Raw genomic sequence first — 15445 nt, forward strand, 5'->3', positions numbered from 1 at the left:
AATCGTTTGGAAAAAAGGTCTCGCCTAAAGGTCGAGTACCAGCACGTCATTTCTGGCTCGGGAAACGCAAATCATGATCTGATCGTGCTGTTCGTCCTCACGCAGCACCATGTCGCGATGCTCGACGTCACCCTCAATCAGACGGGTACGGCAAGAGCCGCACGTGCCACTCTCACAAGAACTCGGTGCCCGGATGCCGTTATCGCGCAGTACCTCCAGAATCGAGCGGTCGGCGGGGATTTCGAGGTCGATTCCGCTCCGGCTGAGGGTCGCCGAAAAGGGCCGGTTTTCGGCGAAGCGACTCTGGTCGACGCCGAAGCTTTCAAAATGTATGGAGCCGGGTGGCCAGTGGCCTGTCATGTCCAGCACGCTGTCCATCAATGGGCGGGGACCACAGCAGTACACATGTGTCCCGCTGCTTGGTTTGTCGAAAACAGGCCAGAAATCGTAAGCATCTGCTGGATTGCCGAAGTCGTGGTGAATGACGACCGTGTTAACAAATTCGGCGCCCAGTAGCTCAGCCCTGAAGGCGGTGAGTTCGGGATTACGGGTGCAGTAGTAAAGTTTGAAGGGGATGTCGGTGCTGGCTTTCAGGTGACGCATCATCGACAGGATCGGGGTAATACCGATGCCTCCGGCGACGAAGATGAATTGCCGGGCATTTTCGGTCAGCTCGAACTCATTTAACGGTGTTGCCACCGGCAACAAGTCACCTACCTCGATATCATCGGCCATGCTCACCGAGCCGCCTCGTCCGTTGGCGTCACGCTTGACCGCAATGACATATCGCTCACGCTCTTGCGGGTCGTTGCTCAATGAGTAATTGCGGATGCTTCCGTTGGGGACCTTTACCCTGAGGTGCGCTCCAGCCGTAAACGCGGGCAGAAGCATCCCCTGTGGGTGGGCCAATTCGAAGCGGAAAATGCCTTGGGCAATCTCGGTTTTGGCGGTCACCGTGAGGCCTGTGAATCCATCATCGAGCTGTTCGGAACTACTCATCGCTGTTTCCTCATTACATCCGGTCGCGGGCAGAGCACACCCGCGCATCGAGAGTTGCGTAGATATCTAACGTTTTTTGGACGTGGTTCGGCCAATCAGACGGCGCGATCCTATTCGTCGGTAAGTGGCTTTTCGCTCAAGGCGTTAGCTGGCACCGCAATCAGAACCGCCAGACCACCCGCCAGGACCAGTACCCCGATGACGGTCAGTCCGATTGCGAGGCTGCCGGTGACTGTGTTGATCCAGCCCAGCCCGATGGGCGCGCAGAACGCTCCGATTTGACCAAGAGAGCTGATCGCCGAAATGCCCCCTGCGGCGGACTCATCATTGAGATAAGCGGGAGGAATCGACCAGATGATCGCTGCGGCACCAAAGTACGACACCGCAATCATTGCCAGGCAAGTAATTGAAATAATGGCCGAGCCCACAACGTGAGGCAGCAGGCAGGCGCCCAAGGCACCGAAGGCGATACTGAAAAAAAAGTGCTTGCGACGCTCCAGGCGAATGTCGGAGCTGCGCGCAATGAGGATCATGGCGATCGCTCCCACGATGTAGGGCACGGTGGAAAGCAATCCGACTTGCAGCACATTCTGGATGCCGGTGTTCCGGATGATGGTAGGCGTCCAGTAATTGAGGATCGTGCCACATAGCGGCACGGTGGCCCAACCAGCAGCAAGGACGTAGACGCGCGGATCCTTGAGCGCAGCCAGCACAGCATGACGCTTATCGGTAGCGGGCTTCTTGCCTGCGCGGTCAGCGGCCAGCGCGTCGAGAATAATGGATTTTTCCTCGTCGTCGAGCCACTTCGCCTGCTCGGGTTTGTCTACCAGATAGAAGTAGGCCATCACACCCATTACAGCAGCAGGAAGACCTTCCAGGATGAACATCCACTGCCAGTTTTTCATTCCCATGACGTCGACGAAATGCGTGAGTATCCAACCGGACAGAGGACCGCCGATGATTCCCGCCGCAGCGATGGCCAGCAAGAAGCGCGAGGTGATGCGAGCACGCCTGGCACCTGGATACCAATAGGTCAGATAAAGAATGATTCCAGGCCAGAAGCCAGCTTCGGCAGCACCCAGCAGGGCGCGGGCAATGTAGAACTCAGTGGGTGTTGTCATGAACGCCATGGACGCTGAGATCAAGCCCCACAGCACCATGATCCGGGTGATCGTCAGCCGGGCACCAATCTTTTGCAGGTATAGCGTGCTGGGTATTTCCAAAGCGATGTAGCCGATGAAAAACAAACTTACGCCGAGTCCGTAGGCAGCATCGCTCATGCCTAAATCATGTTTCAGGTAAACCTGCGCGAAGCTGATGTTCACGCGATCCAGATAATTGAGAACCCAGGCCACGAAGATGAAGGTCATCAAGCGTAACGTGACTTTTCGATAGACCTTCTCGATGCGCTCATGGCTGCGCTGGAGAAGATCGGGCACGGCATCTGTAGCTGCTGCTGTTGTTGTCATTGTGCACGCCTCGGACTTTGTGTAGCACAACCGAGCCAGAGAGGGCTTGGCGTGCTTTTTTATTAGGTCTCTAAGAGAATATGGCGGTTTTTCTTCGCTCGCAATAAAAAACTACGATCTCTAAGTATTTTTTGATCTGGCGCATGTGTTGTGACAACGCGTTATGCTTAGTACCGCTTACGCAGGTAATGAGATTGGACCTTGGAATGACTGCACGAAAGCCTTTAGGCCACAAACAACCTGAAACCCAGGAAATACTCAGGCATTGGCACGATGTTGTACCTGATGACCGACTGGCCCATCTGGTCAAGGATGCAACTCGAGCTCTGGTCAGAGCGCTACAGATGCGATTGACCGAACACGACGTATCCTTTGGTCATTGGGCGTTTTTGCGGATCCTCTGGGAGACAGACGGATTGACCCAAAAACAACTCAGCACTCAGGCTGGACTGATGGAGCCTACGACTTTCGCTGCGGTGAAGGCGATGGAAAAACTGGGCTATGTCGTCCGACAGCAGATGCCGGATAACAAGAAAAATGTTCACGTCTTCCTCACCGATGAAGGACGGCGCCTGAAGGATGTGTTGATTCCTCTAGCGCTGGAAGTCAACGAGGTGAGTGTGGCCGGGCTCAAGGAGCAAGACGTTGAAACAGCACGACACGTTCTATTGACGGTGATAGAGAATCTCGCAAACGCAGAAGCGAACTCCATCAATCCCTCACATCGGGTACCGTCAACGCGGGAGGTTGGACGCATGATCAATGAGCGCGGCGAGACTGTTTGTCCGGATTAGTGTCGTGTCGCAAACCGTTGAAACGGCCTCGGTGCTCCAATCAGCCGGGATTGAATAATTTTTCACGCTCAACCCTGGTGCATCCTCAGATTGCCTCGCCTCCCTGCCGAGGGCAGCAATAGGGGCCGCGTCTACACAACCTGCCTTACGCTGAAAAACTGTGCGCTTCAACTTTAAGAATACCCAGCAGCATCTGCGCCGCCGGTGACAGGTAGGCATTCGTGCGAGTGAACACGACGATGGTGCGTTTCATCGTGGTTTCCTTGAGCATGACCTCGCGAAGGTTCGTCCTGCCCTCGACGTCTTCAAGTGTTTCCCGGGGTAGAAAGCTAAGCAGGTTTGTTGCACCGACCAAGCGTGGCAGCAGAGAAATCGATGTGGTCTCGATCTGCACATGGGGCAAGGGCAAGTTGCGCTCCTGAAACGCATTATCAATCCAGCGACGGGCTGAAACGGTGGTCGCCGGCAGCGCCCAGCGGTACTGACACAGGTCACGCAACTGATATTGGGCGTTGAACAGCGGATGATTATGGCTGGCGACTACCACTGCTTCAGCGTCGAACAACGCATGAGCCTCCAGTGACGGACCCGTTTCATACTTTGAGCAAATCACCATGTCCAACCGCCCGGAACAAAGGGACTCATGCAGAAAATCGTCCTGACCGATCGCCAGGTTAAGCGTGATTTCTGGCGCATGGGATAGCAATGTCGCGGTCAGGTGTGGCAGCAGGTGGTCCGCCATGGAAGCGCTGCAGCCCAAGCGAATGTTCCCCATCACCCCGCTGGCAAAATCGCGCACCTCACGTCGGGTGTCAGCGATGTTTTGTTGCAGCTGTTTGCCGCGTACCTTCAGTAGCTCCCCAACCGGGGTGAGTTTGATGCGACGGCCGTCACGCTCGAACAGTCGCGTACCGAGCGACTCCTCAAGCCGCTGAATGCTTTTGGTCAGTGCCGGTTGGCTGCGGTTGAGCTTTTGTGCCGCCTGACCAAGGTGGCCCAATTCGGCGATGGTTTCAAAATAGGCGAGGTCGCGCAGGTCCATATCCATCAGCCAAAGTTATCAATTCATCAATATTAGAAAATATACTTGATCGAATAAGCTGCCAATAATTGTTTGCAGGCTGGCTGTAAGGCACTGCAATCGGACGACCCGAATTGGAGCGTGATACTTGTCCACTTCATCGCGACTTTTACTACATCCTTGCTCCGCTCCGGCCCAATGGATAGCGCTATTACTGCTGGCTGGGGCCAGCGGTCAGTTGCTGAGGTTTCTGGAGGTGCCCGCCGGGCAGTTTCTGGGGCCAATGCTGGTGGCCATTGTGTTCGGCGTTTGCGGTGCGAGCATTCGCTTGCACCGGTATGCCTTCAAGCTGGGCCAGGGCTGCGTAGGAATGCTTGCAGCTCATTCAATGAGCCTGGCGGTGCTGGTCGCGCTGGTCCAGTCCTGGCCGTTAATGCTGTTTGCAACCCTGCTGACGGTCAGTTTCAGCGCACTGGTCGGGCTAGTGCTAGCGAGGGTTGGCGGCATATCTGCTAGCACCGCCGCTTGGGGCACGGCACCGGGGGCCGCCTCGGCGATGGTCTCGATGTCTGATGAGTTCGGCGCCGATTCACGGGTGGTCGCAACCATGCAGTATGTGCGGGTGGTGTGCGTAGTAATGATTGGTGCGCTAGTGAGCCGCTGGCTGGGGGCATCGACCGGGGGGAGCGAGGTGCATGCCGCGAACGCCGCATTGCAAAGCTTTACCCTGCTGAACCTTGGGCTCACCTTCGCAACCCTTGTGGCCGGGATGGCACTGGGTAATCTGCTACCGGCCGGTACACTGCTGATGCCGTTACTGTTGGGCGGCGCCTTGCAAGTGAGCGGCTTGCTGCACATCACCCTGCCAAACTGGATGCTCGCAATGGCTTTTGGTGCGATCGGTTGCTACGTTGGCCTGCGCTTTGACCGTCCGACCATTGCCTACGTCTGGCGACGATTGCCGGCGATGATACTGGGGGCGGTACTGATGATTACGCTGTGTGCTTTGTCGGCCTGGTTGCTGGCGGCGCTGCTCGACAAGGACTTCCTCTCGGTTTACCTGGCCACCAGCCCAGGCGGGCTGGATACCATGGCGATCATTGCGGTGGACACCCACTCCGATGTCGGGTTGGTGCTGGCGATGCAGACCTTGCGGTTATTCGCGGTAATCCTTACAGGGGCGTTTTTGGCGCGGTTGGTCATTCGGTTGGCGGGCCGTTGATAAACAATCCTGAAGGCGCGATATCTCTGGAGCTTACAACGCTCACCCTCCATTCAATAGCCTGGTTGCCCTCAGTTTCCGCAACCCGTCATTCCAGACTTGAACCTGAAGAGACACAGATAATGTTGAGCAAATCGCTCTTTCTCACCGTTCTACCCATGATCATGGCGTTCGTCGCCGGTGCGGTCCTGCCGTTTCAGGCGACCACCAACGCGGCAGTCGGACGCGCCTTGGGACATCCGCTTTGGGCAGCCCTCATTTCCCTTGTCATCAGCGCAATCGTGGTGATCGCTGCGCTGCTCATCCTCAAGGTGCAGGCTCCGGATATCGGCCGCGCCTTGCGAGGCGCATGGTGGGTATGGATCGGGGGGATCCTTGGGGCGATCTATGTCGGCAGCGCAGTCGTTGTAACGCCAAAGCTGGGCGCCAGCGGCTTTATCATCCTGGTCGTCGTCGGACAGATCTTCATCGGACTTTTGATCGACCACTTCGGCTTAATGGGGCTTACCTCGAAACCCATCACAGTCTTGAAGCTGATAGGTGCGGCCATGATTATCGGGGGCGTCCTCCTTATTCAAAGCCTAAGCGCGAATGCCGCGCGCCAGCCCGAGGAGTCCATTGTACAGCGGTCCACCCCGCAGTAAGGCCGCTACATCTCGATCTATGGCTAGTGGTGCTTTATTGGCCAGCGGTTCACAGTGCCCCTATCTTCCTCGTAGACAAAGCGTGATGAGAGTCGTAGCGCAGTAGCGGTGAAGTAGGTTGGAAGCGCGTCTTGTTTCGGGGCACAACTCAGCCAATGATCCCGTTACGCTGCCAGTGTTCGAGGCGCTGGCCCAATTCCGAATAACAAGGAAATCCGATGATCACGACCACGACCCACTCTATCGAAGGCCGACAAATCACCGCGTACCTGGACATTGTCAGCGCCGAGTCGGTGCAGGGTGTCAACGTCATCCGCGATGTGTTCGCCGGGATGCGGGATTTTTTCGGTGGGCGTTCTCAAACGCTGGAGCGAGCGTTGAAAGAGGCGCGTATCCAGGCCACTGACGAGATCAAGGATCGGGCGCGGGCACTTCAGGCCGATGCAGTGGTGGGGCTCGATTATGAGATCAGCATGCCGGCGGGCAAGGGCGGAATGGTGGTGGTGTTTGTGACCGGAACGGCGGTCAAGCTGAGGTGATAGCACAGGGGCCATTCGTCGGGCGCTCGATCGTCTGAATCACAAGTCCAGTAATGACCGGCTAGTCTCAAAACCCTTGGTGGTCGATATTTTTTCGGGCAGATAGGCTTGCCGGTGTCGATCCCGCTTTTGACGAGGGGTGAAGAGATGGCTGATCCGTATATCGAAGACGACGGCGCAGAGTTTCCGATCAACAATTTCGTACGGTGCGGACAGACTGCGTACGTTGCCAGCTTCGGCGAAGACCAGATCGAAGTCGACAAGATCAAGACCAGGGCTTGTCGCGTGCAGAAAGGGAAATTTCTCCCCAGGGTAGCGGTGCCGATCAAGAAGTAATGAAACCGCCAGCGAACCCCGTCATCGAGCGGGTTTTTTGTGTTTGAGACCTGTGTAACCAGATTGTGTGAACGAATATTTAACCGGCGTGATTTTCACAAAGTTTTCACAAGCGCCTACGTAGGCTCAACTCATCCGTTAGAAAGCAACATCCTGCCCGTTCCCCAGCGGGCTTTTTTTTGCCCGTTATAAAACCTTTCCCAAAAACACTGTCCAATTGCTGCCAATCGAGGCAGAGCGAGCGCGTGTCTGGACTTTTCCTCCTCTATAGCTTTCAATCTCGCCTCTTTCGTAATAGCCATTATTTTTTTGAGGTTTTAGTCATGCGTTTCACACTGCCTGCTCTGGTTCTGGGTCTTCTGGTTGCTCAAGGTGCAATGGCCGGCGACGGCACTGCCGCCATCGGTGGTGGTTTGGGTGGCGCGCTGGGTAACGTCGTGGGCCAAAGCATGGGCGGCAGCACCGGCGCAGCGATTGGTGCTGGCGTTGCGGGCGCTGCAGGCAGTGCGGTTGCCGCGAAAAAAGGCCACCGTACCAGCGCTGCAATCGGTGGTGGCGTAGGTGCTGCGGGTGGTTCGGTGATCGGTAACAGCCTGGGTGGCAAGACCGGCTCCACCATCGGCGCTGGCCTGGGTGGTGCATTGGGCGGCGGCGTTGGCAGCAACCTGGCCAAAGGTCACAAGGGTCACTGATTCTGAGAGATCCATGAAAAATGCCCGAATCGCAAGGTTCGGGCATTTTTTATGCGCGCTATTCAACGTGCCGGGTGGATTTTGTTTCACACAGTCTGATTATGAGGGGCTTTTTTGTTGGGCGTCATTCTTGACACTGTCCGGTCAGCTTCTCTAGGATGCTGCTCATGCGCCGATTTAAACAGCTACTTGCGGGGCGCCAGGTGACTCACTCAGTTGCCGTTAGAAGCTTGAAAAAGGCTTCGAAATACCGCTAAAGCGCTGGTTCGGTGTTGCCTCTCACCTGCCATGCAGACTTTTGAGGCAGAGACACGACACGATGAATGCACTAAGCCCCGTTGTACGTCCCGCGCCGATCACGGCACATCTCACCCAGCGCAATCCAAAAATCCTGCTTGGCGGTAAACATCAGCCGACGCTCTTGCGTTACCTCGATGGCTGGCCACGCCGCACCGGTGGGCCTGCTGCCTTCCTGATCCAGTTTGTCGAAGATGGTGAATCCCTGGCGCGATTTGCCAGCGACAGCTTTGATCTGGCGGTGATTCAAGCGCCCAGCGCGGAAGACGCACCTGAAGTCATCAAGCAATTGACCCGCGTCGCCCGACAAGGGCTGATTACCCGTCGCTGAAACGCGAAAAGCCGCGGCCCATGTCGCCGCGGCTCATCAATAATCGATCGCCACGATATACACGCATTGCTCACCGGTCGGTGTCTGGACCCGTACTTCGGCGTCCAGTGCCTTGCCGATCAAGGCACGGGCCAGTGGCGAATCGATGCTGATCAGGCCCTGCTTCAAATCCAGCTCATCCGGCCCGACGATGCGATAGCGTGATTCTTTGCCGTCCTCGTCTTCGATGGTGACCCAGGCGCCGAAGTAAACCTTGTTTGGGTCACTGGGCTTCTCACTGACAACCTTGAGCGCTTCCAGGCGCTTGGTGAGAAAGCGCACGCGACTGTCGATTTCGCGCAGCATCTTTTTGCCGTAAGTGTATTCGGCGTTTTCCGAGCGATCACCCTGTGCCGCCGCCTCGCTGACGGCTTGTGTCACTTGCGGTCGCCGTACGTGCCAGAGTTCATGAAATTCGGCGCGCATCCGCGCTTCACCTTCGGGGGTGATCAACGCGGTGCCAGCGGTGCGGGGAGGGCGATAACGGCTCATGGTGATTTCTTAGGGGGGAGGGGCTGAGTTTATCAACCCTCACGCAGGACTGTCAGGGGGCTGGCGTTCAGGGCGCGTCGGGTGCCGAACACCCCGGCGCCACCGATCAACACCGCGCCGATCAGTGGCAAGACCAACAGCCACGGATGCGGTTGCCAGGGGAGATCGAGTGCATAGCGGTACAACACCAGGCTCACGACTTCCGAGCCCAGCGCAGCCAGCAAACCGCTGACGGCACCGAGCAAGCCGAACTCGATTCGACGTGCCTTGACCAGCAATTGCCGCTCCGATCCCAACGCCCGTAATAGCGCACCCTGGCGGATACGTTCATCCAGAGTCGCCTGCAGGCCGGAGAACAACACCGCCATCCCCGCCGCCAACACAAACAACAGCACATACTCCACCGCCAGGGTGACCTGGGCGAGGATGCTGCGCAGTTGTGCCAGCAACGCTTCGACTTGCAGGATGGTGACCGCCGGAAAACTGCGGGACAGATCGACGATCTGCTGGTCATGACCGGTCGCCAGATAAAAACTGGTCAGGTACGTCGCCGGCAGGTCCTTCAGGGTGCCGGGCTGGAAGATCATGAAGAAGTTCGGCTGGAAATTGTCCCAGTTGATGTCCCGCAGGCTGGTGACTTTCGCCTCGCGATTGGCCCCGCCGACGGTGAATACCATGTGATCACCGAGCTTGAGCTTCAAGCTTTCCGCGACCTTTCCTTCCACCGACACGCCGGGGATTTCATCTGGCGGTTGCTCGGGCCACCAGTCGCCTGCGGTGATCTTGTTGCCCGCCGGCAGATCGGCTGCCCAGGTCAGGCTCAGATCCCGCTGGACCGCCCGATCACCCGGCGAATCCTTGCTGACGATTTGTTGTACCGGCTCGCCGTTGATGCTGATCAAGCGCCCCGGTACCACCGGATACAGCGGCGCCGATTGTGCCGAAAGTGAGATCAGGCGATCGGTAAACGCCTGCTTGTCCGCTGGCAGGATGTTCAGGGCGAAATAGTTCGGTGCGTTTTTCGGTAGCTGATTCTGCCAGGTGTCCAGCAACTCACCGCGCAACAAGGCGATCAACGCCATCGACAGCAGGATCAGGCCGAATGCCAGGGATTGTCCGGCGGCAGCCAGTGGATGACGTAGCAATTGACCCAAACCGAGGCGCCACGGCAACGGTGCGCCGGCAAGCATTCGCCGCAGGCTTTTCAATAGCAGCAGTAATAGCCCCCCCAAAACCAGCGCTGCGATCACGCCACCGCCGAGCAGGGCGAAGGTCAGCACCAGGTCCAGGCTCAGGCGCCACATGATCAGCCCGAGGGCGCCCAGTGCGGCTCCATAGACCATCCAGGTGCTGGACGGAATGGGTAGCAAGTCGCGACGCAACACCCTCAATGGAGGAACCCGACCCAGTGCCGCCAGTGGCGGCAAGGCAAAGCCGGCCAGAGCCACGAGACCTGTACCGATCCCGGCGAAGGCGGGCAGCAGGCCGCCCGGTGGTACGTCGCTGGGCAACAAGTCATGCAGTAGGGCAAAAAGTCCAAGCTGCGCCAGCCAGCCGATAACGGCACCGCTGACGCTGGCGAGCAATCCGAGGACGGTCAGCTGCAAACTGAACAGCGCCAGGGTTTCTCGGCGGGACAATCCCAGGCAACGCAACAGCGCGCTGGCATCGAATCGGCGCGTGGCGAAGCGCGTTGCCGACAGTGCCACGGCCACGCCCGCCAGCAATACCGCCACCAGGCTGGCCATGTTCAAATAACGCTCAGCCTTGCCCAATGCGCCGCCGATCTGCCGGTTGCCATCCCGGGCATCCTGGATGCGTTGGTTGGCGGCCAGGCCGGGTTTGATCAATTGCCGATAGGTTTCCAGCGCATCGGCCTTGCCGCGCCAGAGCTCGCGGTAACTGACCCGGCTGCCCGGTTGCACCACGCCGGTGGCGGTGAGGTCGTCGAGGTTGATCAGTACCCGTGGTGTCAGGCTGTAGAAATTGCCGGCTCGGTCGGGTTCATAGGTCAGCACTCGCGTGAGTGTCAGGTTTTTCATACCGACGTCGATGCTGTCGCCGATCTTCAGATCAAGCGCAGTCAGCAGTCGAGCCTCCACCCAGGCTTCGCCGGGCTTCGGTCCGCCGCCGGATTGTTCCGGGGCGAAAGGGGCGGGGGCGCTTTTCAGTTCGCCGCGCAGAGGGTAGATGTCATCGGCTGCCTTGATGCTGGACAGCTGGATGCCGTTGTCGGTGGCGATGACGCTGGAAAACTCCACCACCTGTGCGTGTTCGAGGCCCAACTCGATGCCGCTTTTAATCTGTTCGGGGCGCGCCGGCGAACTGCCTTCGAGCAGCAGATCTGCGCCAAGGAACTCGGTGGCGCGCAGCATCATCGCGCCGTTCAGGCGGGCGCCGAAGTAACCGATGGCGGTACTCGCCGCCACGGCCACCAGCAGGGCGAAGAACAGCACGCGCAACTCACCAGCGCGGGCATCGCGCAGCAATTGGCGGATGGCGAGGCTGAACAGGCGCAACAGCGGCAAGCGTGCCATCAAGGCTCCAGAGGGGCGACCAGCAGGCCGGCTTCAAGGCGGATCAGGCGCCGGCAGCGATGTGCCAGGCGTTCATCGTGAGTCACCAGCACCAGGGTCGTGCCGCGCTCCTTGTTGAGTTCGAACAACAGATCGCTGATGCGCTCACCGGTGTGACTGTCGAGGTTGCCGGTGGGCTCGTCGGCGAAGAGCACGGCGGGTTCGGCGGCAAATGCCCGGGCAATCGCTACACGCTGCTGTTCACCGCCGGAGAGCTGGCGTGGCGAGTGGCTCAGGCGCTTGCCGAGGCCGACTCGTTGCAGGAGTTCGGTGGCGCGTCCGCGGGCATCATGGCGGCCATCGAGCTCCAGGGGCAGCATGACGTTTTCCAGCGCGTTGAGGCTGTCGAGCAGTTGGAATGATTGAAAGACAAAACCCACGTGTTCGGCGCGGATGCGGGCTCGCTGGTCTTCGTCGAGATTGCTCAAGCCCTGGCCGGCGAGGGTGACCTCGCCACTGCTCGGCAGGTCGAGGCCGGCGAGCAGGCCCAGGAGCGTGGATTTGCCGGAACCGGAGGCGCCGACGATGGCCAGGCTGTCGCCTTTATTCAGTTCCAGGCTGAGTTCGTGCAGGATGGTCAGTTCACCTTCCGCGCTGGGAACCACTTTGCTAAGGTTCTTCGCGGTGAGAATGCTTGCGCCCATGGAGAATCCGATGCGTGTGTGGTTTTTGAGTGCTGGCCTGGCCTTGATGTGCATGGCCCAGAACGCAGCGGCGGGTACTGTCCTGATCGTTGGCGATAGTATCAGCGCCGGTTTCGGGCTGGATACCCGGCAAGGGTGGGTGTCGTTGCTCGAACAACGGCTCAAGCGCGAAGGTTTTGACGACAGGGTGGTCAATGCATCCATCAGTGGCGACACCAGTGCCGGAGGCCAGGCGCGGCTGCCGGCGCTGCTTGCAGAGCACAAACCGGAGTTGGTGATCCTCGAGCTGGGTGGCAATGACGGGCTGCGTGGGTTGCTGCCAACACAATTGCAACAAAATCTTGCGTCGATGATCGACAACTCCCGTGCCAGTGGTGCCAAGGTCCTGTTGTTGGGCATGCAATTGCCGCCTAATTATGGCGTGCGTTATACCAAGGCTTTCGCCGAGGCCTACAGCAATGTCGCCGAAGAGAAAAAAATCCCGCTGGTGCCTTTTTTCCTCGAGGGTGTGGGCGGTCATCCCGACCTGATGCAGGCCGATGGCATACACCCGGCGGCCGGTGCCCAGGACAAGTTGCTGGAAAATGTCTGGCCTACCCTAAAACCGCTGTTATGACACTTTTCTAGGCGCGGGCTTTCGGCTAAGGTGGCGCCCCCGATTTGGAGCCCCCGATGCCGCGTCCCGCCTGGTCACTTTTTGCCTATCAACTGATCGAGCCTGACGAACAGCTGGATCTGTTCGCCTGCCAGGAAGTGCGGGTGCATCTGGTGACCCGTCAGCTGGAGTTGGGCGGCTCTGCGGACCGGACCTTGTGTGGCAGCCTGTTGCCGGCGCAGCCGCGCTGGTCGAGCGTCGATCGCCGGGTGTTCCAGGACCAGCGCCTCTGCTCGTTGTGCCGGGCCATTCTCGAATCGCAAAAGCGCGGCACCTCGCCGATCTGGCCGGAGCTGCGCTTCGAGCTTTGAGCATCAAAGGTAGCTAGCTATCGGCCCGCTCCCCGAAATTACGGATGGCGGTGTACAATCCCATTCTTATACCTCTGTTGATCATGCGAAGGATTTTCCGGATGTTGCCGCGTTTTCCTGCCGTCACCCGCTGCCTGTCTCTTGCCGCCCTGTGTGTGGCCGGTCCCGTTGCTGCATTGGAGTTTCCCCTGCCACCGCCTGGTGAAGACATCATTGGCCAGGTGCAGGTGATCAAGGCCAAGTACGAAGATACTTTCGCCGACCTGGGCACCGCCTACGATCTGGGTTACTCGGAAATGGTCGCGGCCAACCCGGGCGTCGATGCCTGGTTGCCAGGCGCCGGCACCGAAATCGTGTTGCCGACCCGTTTCATTCTGCCTCCAGGGCCTCGTGAAGGCATCGTCATCAACCTGGCCGAGTACCGCCTCTATTACTACCCGAAAGGCCGGAACGTGGTGTACACCTTCCCGCTGGGCATCGGTCGCGAAGGCTGGGGCTCGCCGATTGCCCACACCAGCATCACCGCGAAAACGCCGAATCCGACCTGGACCCCTCCAGCGTCTATCAAGGCCGAGCACGCCGCCGACGGTGATCCGCTGCCCAACGTGGTGCCGGCAGGCCCGGATAACCCGCTGGGGCCGTTCAAGTTCACCTTGGGCACCCCGGGCTACCTGATCCACGGTTCAAACAAGAAGTTCGGTATCGGCATGCGCACCAGCCACGGTTGCTTCCGCATGTTCAACAACAACGTGCTGGAGATGGCGGGCATGGTCCCGGTCGGTACGTCGGTGCGAATCATCAACGACCCGTACAAGTTCGGTGTGAGTGGTGGCAAGGTTTACCTGGAAGCGCACACGCCGCTGGACGACAAGGGCAACCCGTCTGTGGTGGACAAGCACACCGCCGTGATCAACGCGATGCTCAAGCGTGAAGACATCACCAACAACCTGCGTATGAACTGGGATGTGGTGCGTGACGTCGTCGCCGCTGAAGATGGTCTGCCGGTAGAAATCGCAGTACCGAACCCGGCCGCTCCGATGGTGACCAGCGCGCCGCTCGATCCGCTGCAGTAACGCTTGAAAAGAACCCGCCGGTGCTGGTCGCGTCGGCGGGTTTTTTTGTGCCTGCACGAAAGGGCGGGCAATAAAAAAGCCGACCCAAAAAATGGGTCGGCTTGATAACAATCCCGAAGGATTATTACTTGCGGCTAGCTTTTTCCAGCATGCGCAGAGCACGCTCGTTAGCTTCGTCAGCAGTCTGTTGTGCTTTTTGAGCAGCAGCCAGAGCTTCATCAGCTTTACGGTACGCTTCGTCTGCACGAGCTTGGGCGCGAGCTGCTGCGTCTTCAGTAGCAGTCAGACGTGCTTCGGTTTCTTTCGATGCGCTGCTGCAACCGGTAGCCAGAACTGCGGCCAGAGCCAGAGCAGAGAATTTCAGAACGTTGTTCATCGTGTTCCCCTTCAAGGACTTTCAATTAAGTGGCTGTCTCCTCAGATTGAGGAAATAGCCGGCGTACATACTACCCATTACTTGTCGTAAGTAAACTGACGTAAAGCAAGAAGCAAAAAAAATTGTAGGCGTTGATTCTTTTTCGAGCAACTTTTAACTGCGTTGTTTAAAAAATATCCAGCCAGGAGGCCCGAGATGAGCGAGCCGGCAAAGAAAAGTTCCCTACACAAATAGCTCTTTTTCTCGTCTTGGCTAAAGTCTGTCTAGATGGATTCGTCTACACTTTTGTTCGGATTTTGCGCGACGCCTCTCATATCTTTCTCTATGTTCTGGTGACTTTAACAACGGGCGTTCGTCTCAAGTCTCAACATCCGGCAATGTTCAGGCTATCGACCTTTGGGGACCTACGGTCGAGCCGTTCCTGCATCACCCGGAGCAACACCCGCCCACCCGCACGATGACGAGCGCACCTTGAGCATTTTTGCCAATGGTGCCTACTATTTGTACGTGCACGATTGCGCGAGTCGGTGTAGCTCTTCTCGGTGTCCATTCAGGCACGGGGTGGCGTAGATGTTCCTTCGCCGGAAAAACATCGGTAAGGTAGGGGTCGGAATTCAAGACCCGCGAGGAGTAGTGATGAGCGAGGCGTTGTCCATCCACCATGACCAGGCTGGTCATCAGTTCGAGACCAATGTGGACGGTCATCGTGCCTACCTGACCTATATGGATCTGGGGAAACAGACTCTGGATATCTATCGCACCTTTGTGCCCAACGCACTTCGCGGCCGTGGCATTGCGGCAGCGCTGACCGAGAAGGCGCTGGAATACGCCGAGGAAATGGGCTACACCGTCATCCCATCGTGCTCCTACGTCGAGCGCTATATGGAGCGTCACCAGCGGCATGCGGCCAAGCTGAGCCAGTGACCTTCAGCAAA

18 protein-coding genes are annotated in these 15445 nt (G+C 58.2%); 11 read left to right on the top strand and 7 right to left on the bottom strand.

Annotated features, from left to right (window positions below; translation table 11 throughout):
- Window positions 1-24: 24 nt before the first annotated feature.
- A complete protein-coding gene (locus ACSFE6_RS15525; protein WP_435428438.1) occupies window positions 25-999 on the bottom strand; it encodes a PDR/VanB family oxidoreductase in 975 nt (324 codons plus the stop codon).
- A gap of 110 nt (window positions 1000-1109) precedes the next feature.
- Window positions 1110-2468, bottom strand: coding sequence for an MFS transporter (locus ACSFE6_RS15530; RefSeq protein ID WP_435428439.1), 1359 nt, complete (start codon window positions 2466-2468; stop codon window positions 1110-1112).
- Between the two features lie 206 nt (window positions 2469-2674).
- Between ACSFE6_RS15530 and ACSFE6_RS15535 the strand changes: the two genes are divergently transcribed.
- The gene (locus ACSFE6_RS15535; protein ID WP_435428440.1) at window positions 2675-3262 is read left to right on the top strand and encodes a MarR family winged helix-turn-helix transcriptional regulator; all 588 of its coding nucleotides are present in this window, start codon (window positions 2675-2677) and stop codon (window positions 3260-3262) included.
- 145 nt (window positions 3263-3407) lie between these two features.
- On the opposite strand, the gene ACSFE6_RS15540 is transcribed toward ACSFE6_RS15535, so the two are convergent.
- A complete protein-coding gene (locus ACSFE6_RS15540; RefSeq protein ID WP_435428471.1) occupies window positions 3408-4304 on the bottom strand; it encodes a LysR family transcriptional regulator in 897 nt (298 codons plus the stop codon).
- 127 nt (window positions 4305-4431) lie between these two features.
- Between ACSFE6_RS15540 and ACSFE6_RS15545 the strand changes: the two genes are divergently transcribed.
- The 6 genes from ACSFE6_RS15545 to ACSFE6_RS15570 all read left to right on the top strand — a co-directional run bounded on the left by ACSFE6_RS15545 (window position 4432) and on the right by ACSFE6_RS15570 (window position 8344).
- Window positions 4432-5505 (top strand): AbrB family transcriptional regulator, encoded by a 1074-nt coding sequence (locus ACSFE6_RS15545; protein ID WP_435428441.1) that lies wholly within the window; start codon window positions 4432-4434, stop codon window positions 5503-5505.
- A 122-nt stretch (window positions 5506-5627) separates the two neighbouring features.
- Window positions 5628-6149 carry a DMT family transporter gene (locus ACSFE6_RS15550; RefSeq protein ID WP_435428442.1) on the top strand — a complete coding sequence of 174 codons (522 nt, stop codon included), beginning with the start codon at window positions 5628-5630 and terminating at the stop codon, window positions 6147-6149.
- A gap of 218 nt (window positions 6150-6367) precedes the next feature.
- On the top strand, window positions 6368-6688 hold the full coding sequence (locus ACSFE6_RS15555) for a YbjQ family protein (RefSeq protein ID WP_435428443.1): 321 nt from the start codon (window positions 6368-6370) through the stop codon (window positions 6686-6688).
- 147 nt (window positions 6689-6835) lie between these two features.
- On the top strand, window positions 6836-7024 hold the full coding sequence (locus tag ACSFE6_RS15560) for a hypothetical protein (protein ID WP_435428444.1): 189 nt from the start codon (window positions 6836-6838) through the stop codon (window positions 7022-7024).
- 323 nt (window positions 7025-7347) lie between these two features.
- Window positions 7348-7716: a bacteriocin gene (locus tag ACSFE6_RS15565; RefSeq protein WP_435428445.1), complete on the top strand. Its 369-nt coding sequence runs from the start codon at window positions 7348-7350 to the stop codon at window positions 7714-7716.
- Between the two features lie 319 nt (window positions 7717-8035).
- Window positions 8036-8344, top strand: a complete 309-nt coding sequence (locus ACSFE6_RS15570) for a class I SAM-dependent methyltransferase (RefSeq protein ID WP_435428446.1) — start codon at window positions 8036-8038, stop codon at window positions 8342-8344.
- Window positions 8345-8380: 36 nt separating this feature from the next.
- Here ACSFE6_RS15570 and greB read toward each other — a convergent pair whose 3' ends face one another.
- Genes greB through ACSFE6_RS15585 form a run of 3 tightly spaced genes read right to left on the bottom strand, consistent with a single transcriptional unit; the run spans window position 8381 to window position 12095 of the window.
- Window positions 8381-8875, bottom strand: coding sequence for a transcription elongation factor GreB (greB, locus tag ACSFE6_RS15575; RefSeq protein ID WP_435428447.1), 495 nt, complete (start codon window positions 8873-8875; stop codon window positions 8381-8383).
- Between the two features lie 32 nt (window positions 8876-8907).
- A complete protein-coding gene (locus ACSFE6_RS15580) occupies window positions 8908-11412 on the bottom strand; it encodes an ABC transporter permease (protein WP_435428448.1) in 2505 nt (834 codons plus the stop codon).
- Window positions 11412-12095 carry an ABC transporter ATP-binding protein gene (locus tag ACSFE6_RS15585; protein ID WP_435428449.1) on the bottom strand — a complete coding sequence of 228 codons (684 nt, stop codon included), beginning with the start codon at window positions 12093-12095 and terminating at the stop codon, window positions 11412-11414. Before ACSFE6_RS15585 ends, ACSFE6_RS15580 begins: the two co-directional genes overlap by 1 nt.
- Window positions 12096-12105: 10 nt before the next feature.
- Between ACSFE6_RS15585 and ACSFE6_RS15590 the strand changes: the two genes are divergently transcribed.
- The 3 genes from ACSFE6_RS15590 to ACSFE6_RS15600 all read left to right on the top strand — a co-directional run bounded on the left by ACSFE6_RS15590 (window position 12106) and on the right by ACSFE6_RS15600 (window position 14134).
- A complete protein-coding gene (locus ACSFE6_RS15590) occupies window positions 12106-12711 on the top strand; it encodes an arylesterase (RefSeq protein WP_435428450.1) in 606 nt (201 codons plus the stop codon).
- Between the two features lie 56 nt (window positions 12712-12767).
- Window positions 12768-13061, top strand: coding sequence for a hypothetical protein (locus ACSFE6_RS15595; protein WP_003226812.1), 294 nt, complete (start codon window positions 12768-12770; stop codon window positions 13059-13061).
- Between the two features lie 101 nt (window positions 13062-13162).
- A complete protein-coding gene (locus ACSFE6_RS15600) occupies window positions 13163-14134 on the top strand; it encodes a L,D-transpeptidase family protein (protein WP_435428451.1) in 972 nt (323 codons plus the stop codon).
- Window positions 14135-14258: 124 nt separating this feature from the next.
- Here the strand turns inward: ACSFE6_RS15600 and oprI are convergent, their stop codons facing one another.
- Complete coding sequence (gene oprI, locus ACSFE6_RS15605) at window positions 14259-14510, bottom strand: outer membrane lipoprotei OprI (protein ID WP_011335311.1); 252 nt, start codon at window positions 14508-14510, stop codon at window positions 14259-14261.
- A gap of 636 nt (window positions 14511-15146) precedes the next feature.
- Between oprI and ACSFE6_RS15610 the strand changes: the two genes are divergently transcribed.
- Window positions 15147-15434 carry a GNAT family N-acetyltransferase gene (locus ACSFE6_RS15610; RefSeq protein WP_008057026.1) on the top strand — a complete coding sequence of 96 codons (288 nt, stop codon included), beginning with the start codon at window positions 15147-15149 and terminating at the stop codon, window positions 15432-15434.
- Window positions 15435-15445 lie beyond the last annotated feature (11 nt).

This window comes from Pseudomonas baetica (assembly GCF_051216495.1).
Lineage (GTDB): Bacteria > Pseudomonadota > Gammaproteobacteria > Pseudomonadales > Pseudomonadaceae > Aquipseudomonas > Aquipseudomonas baetica_B.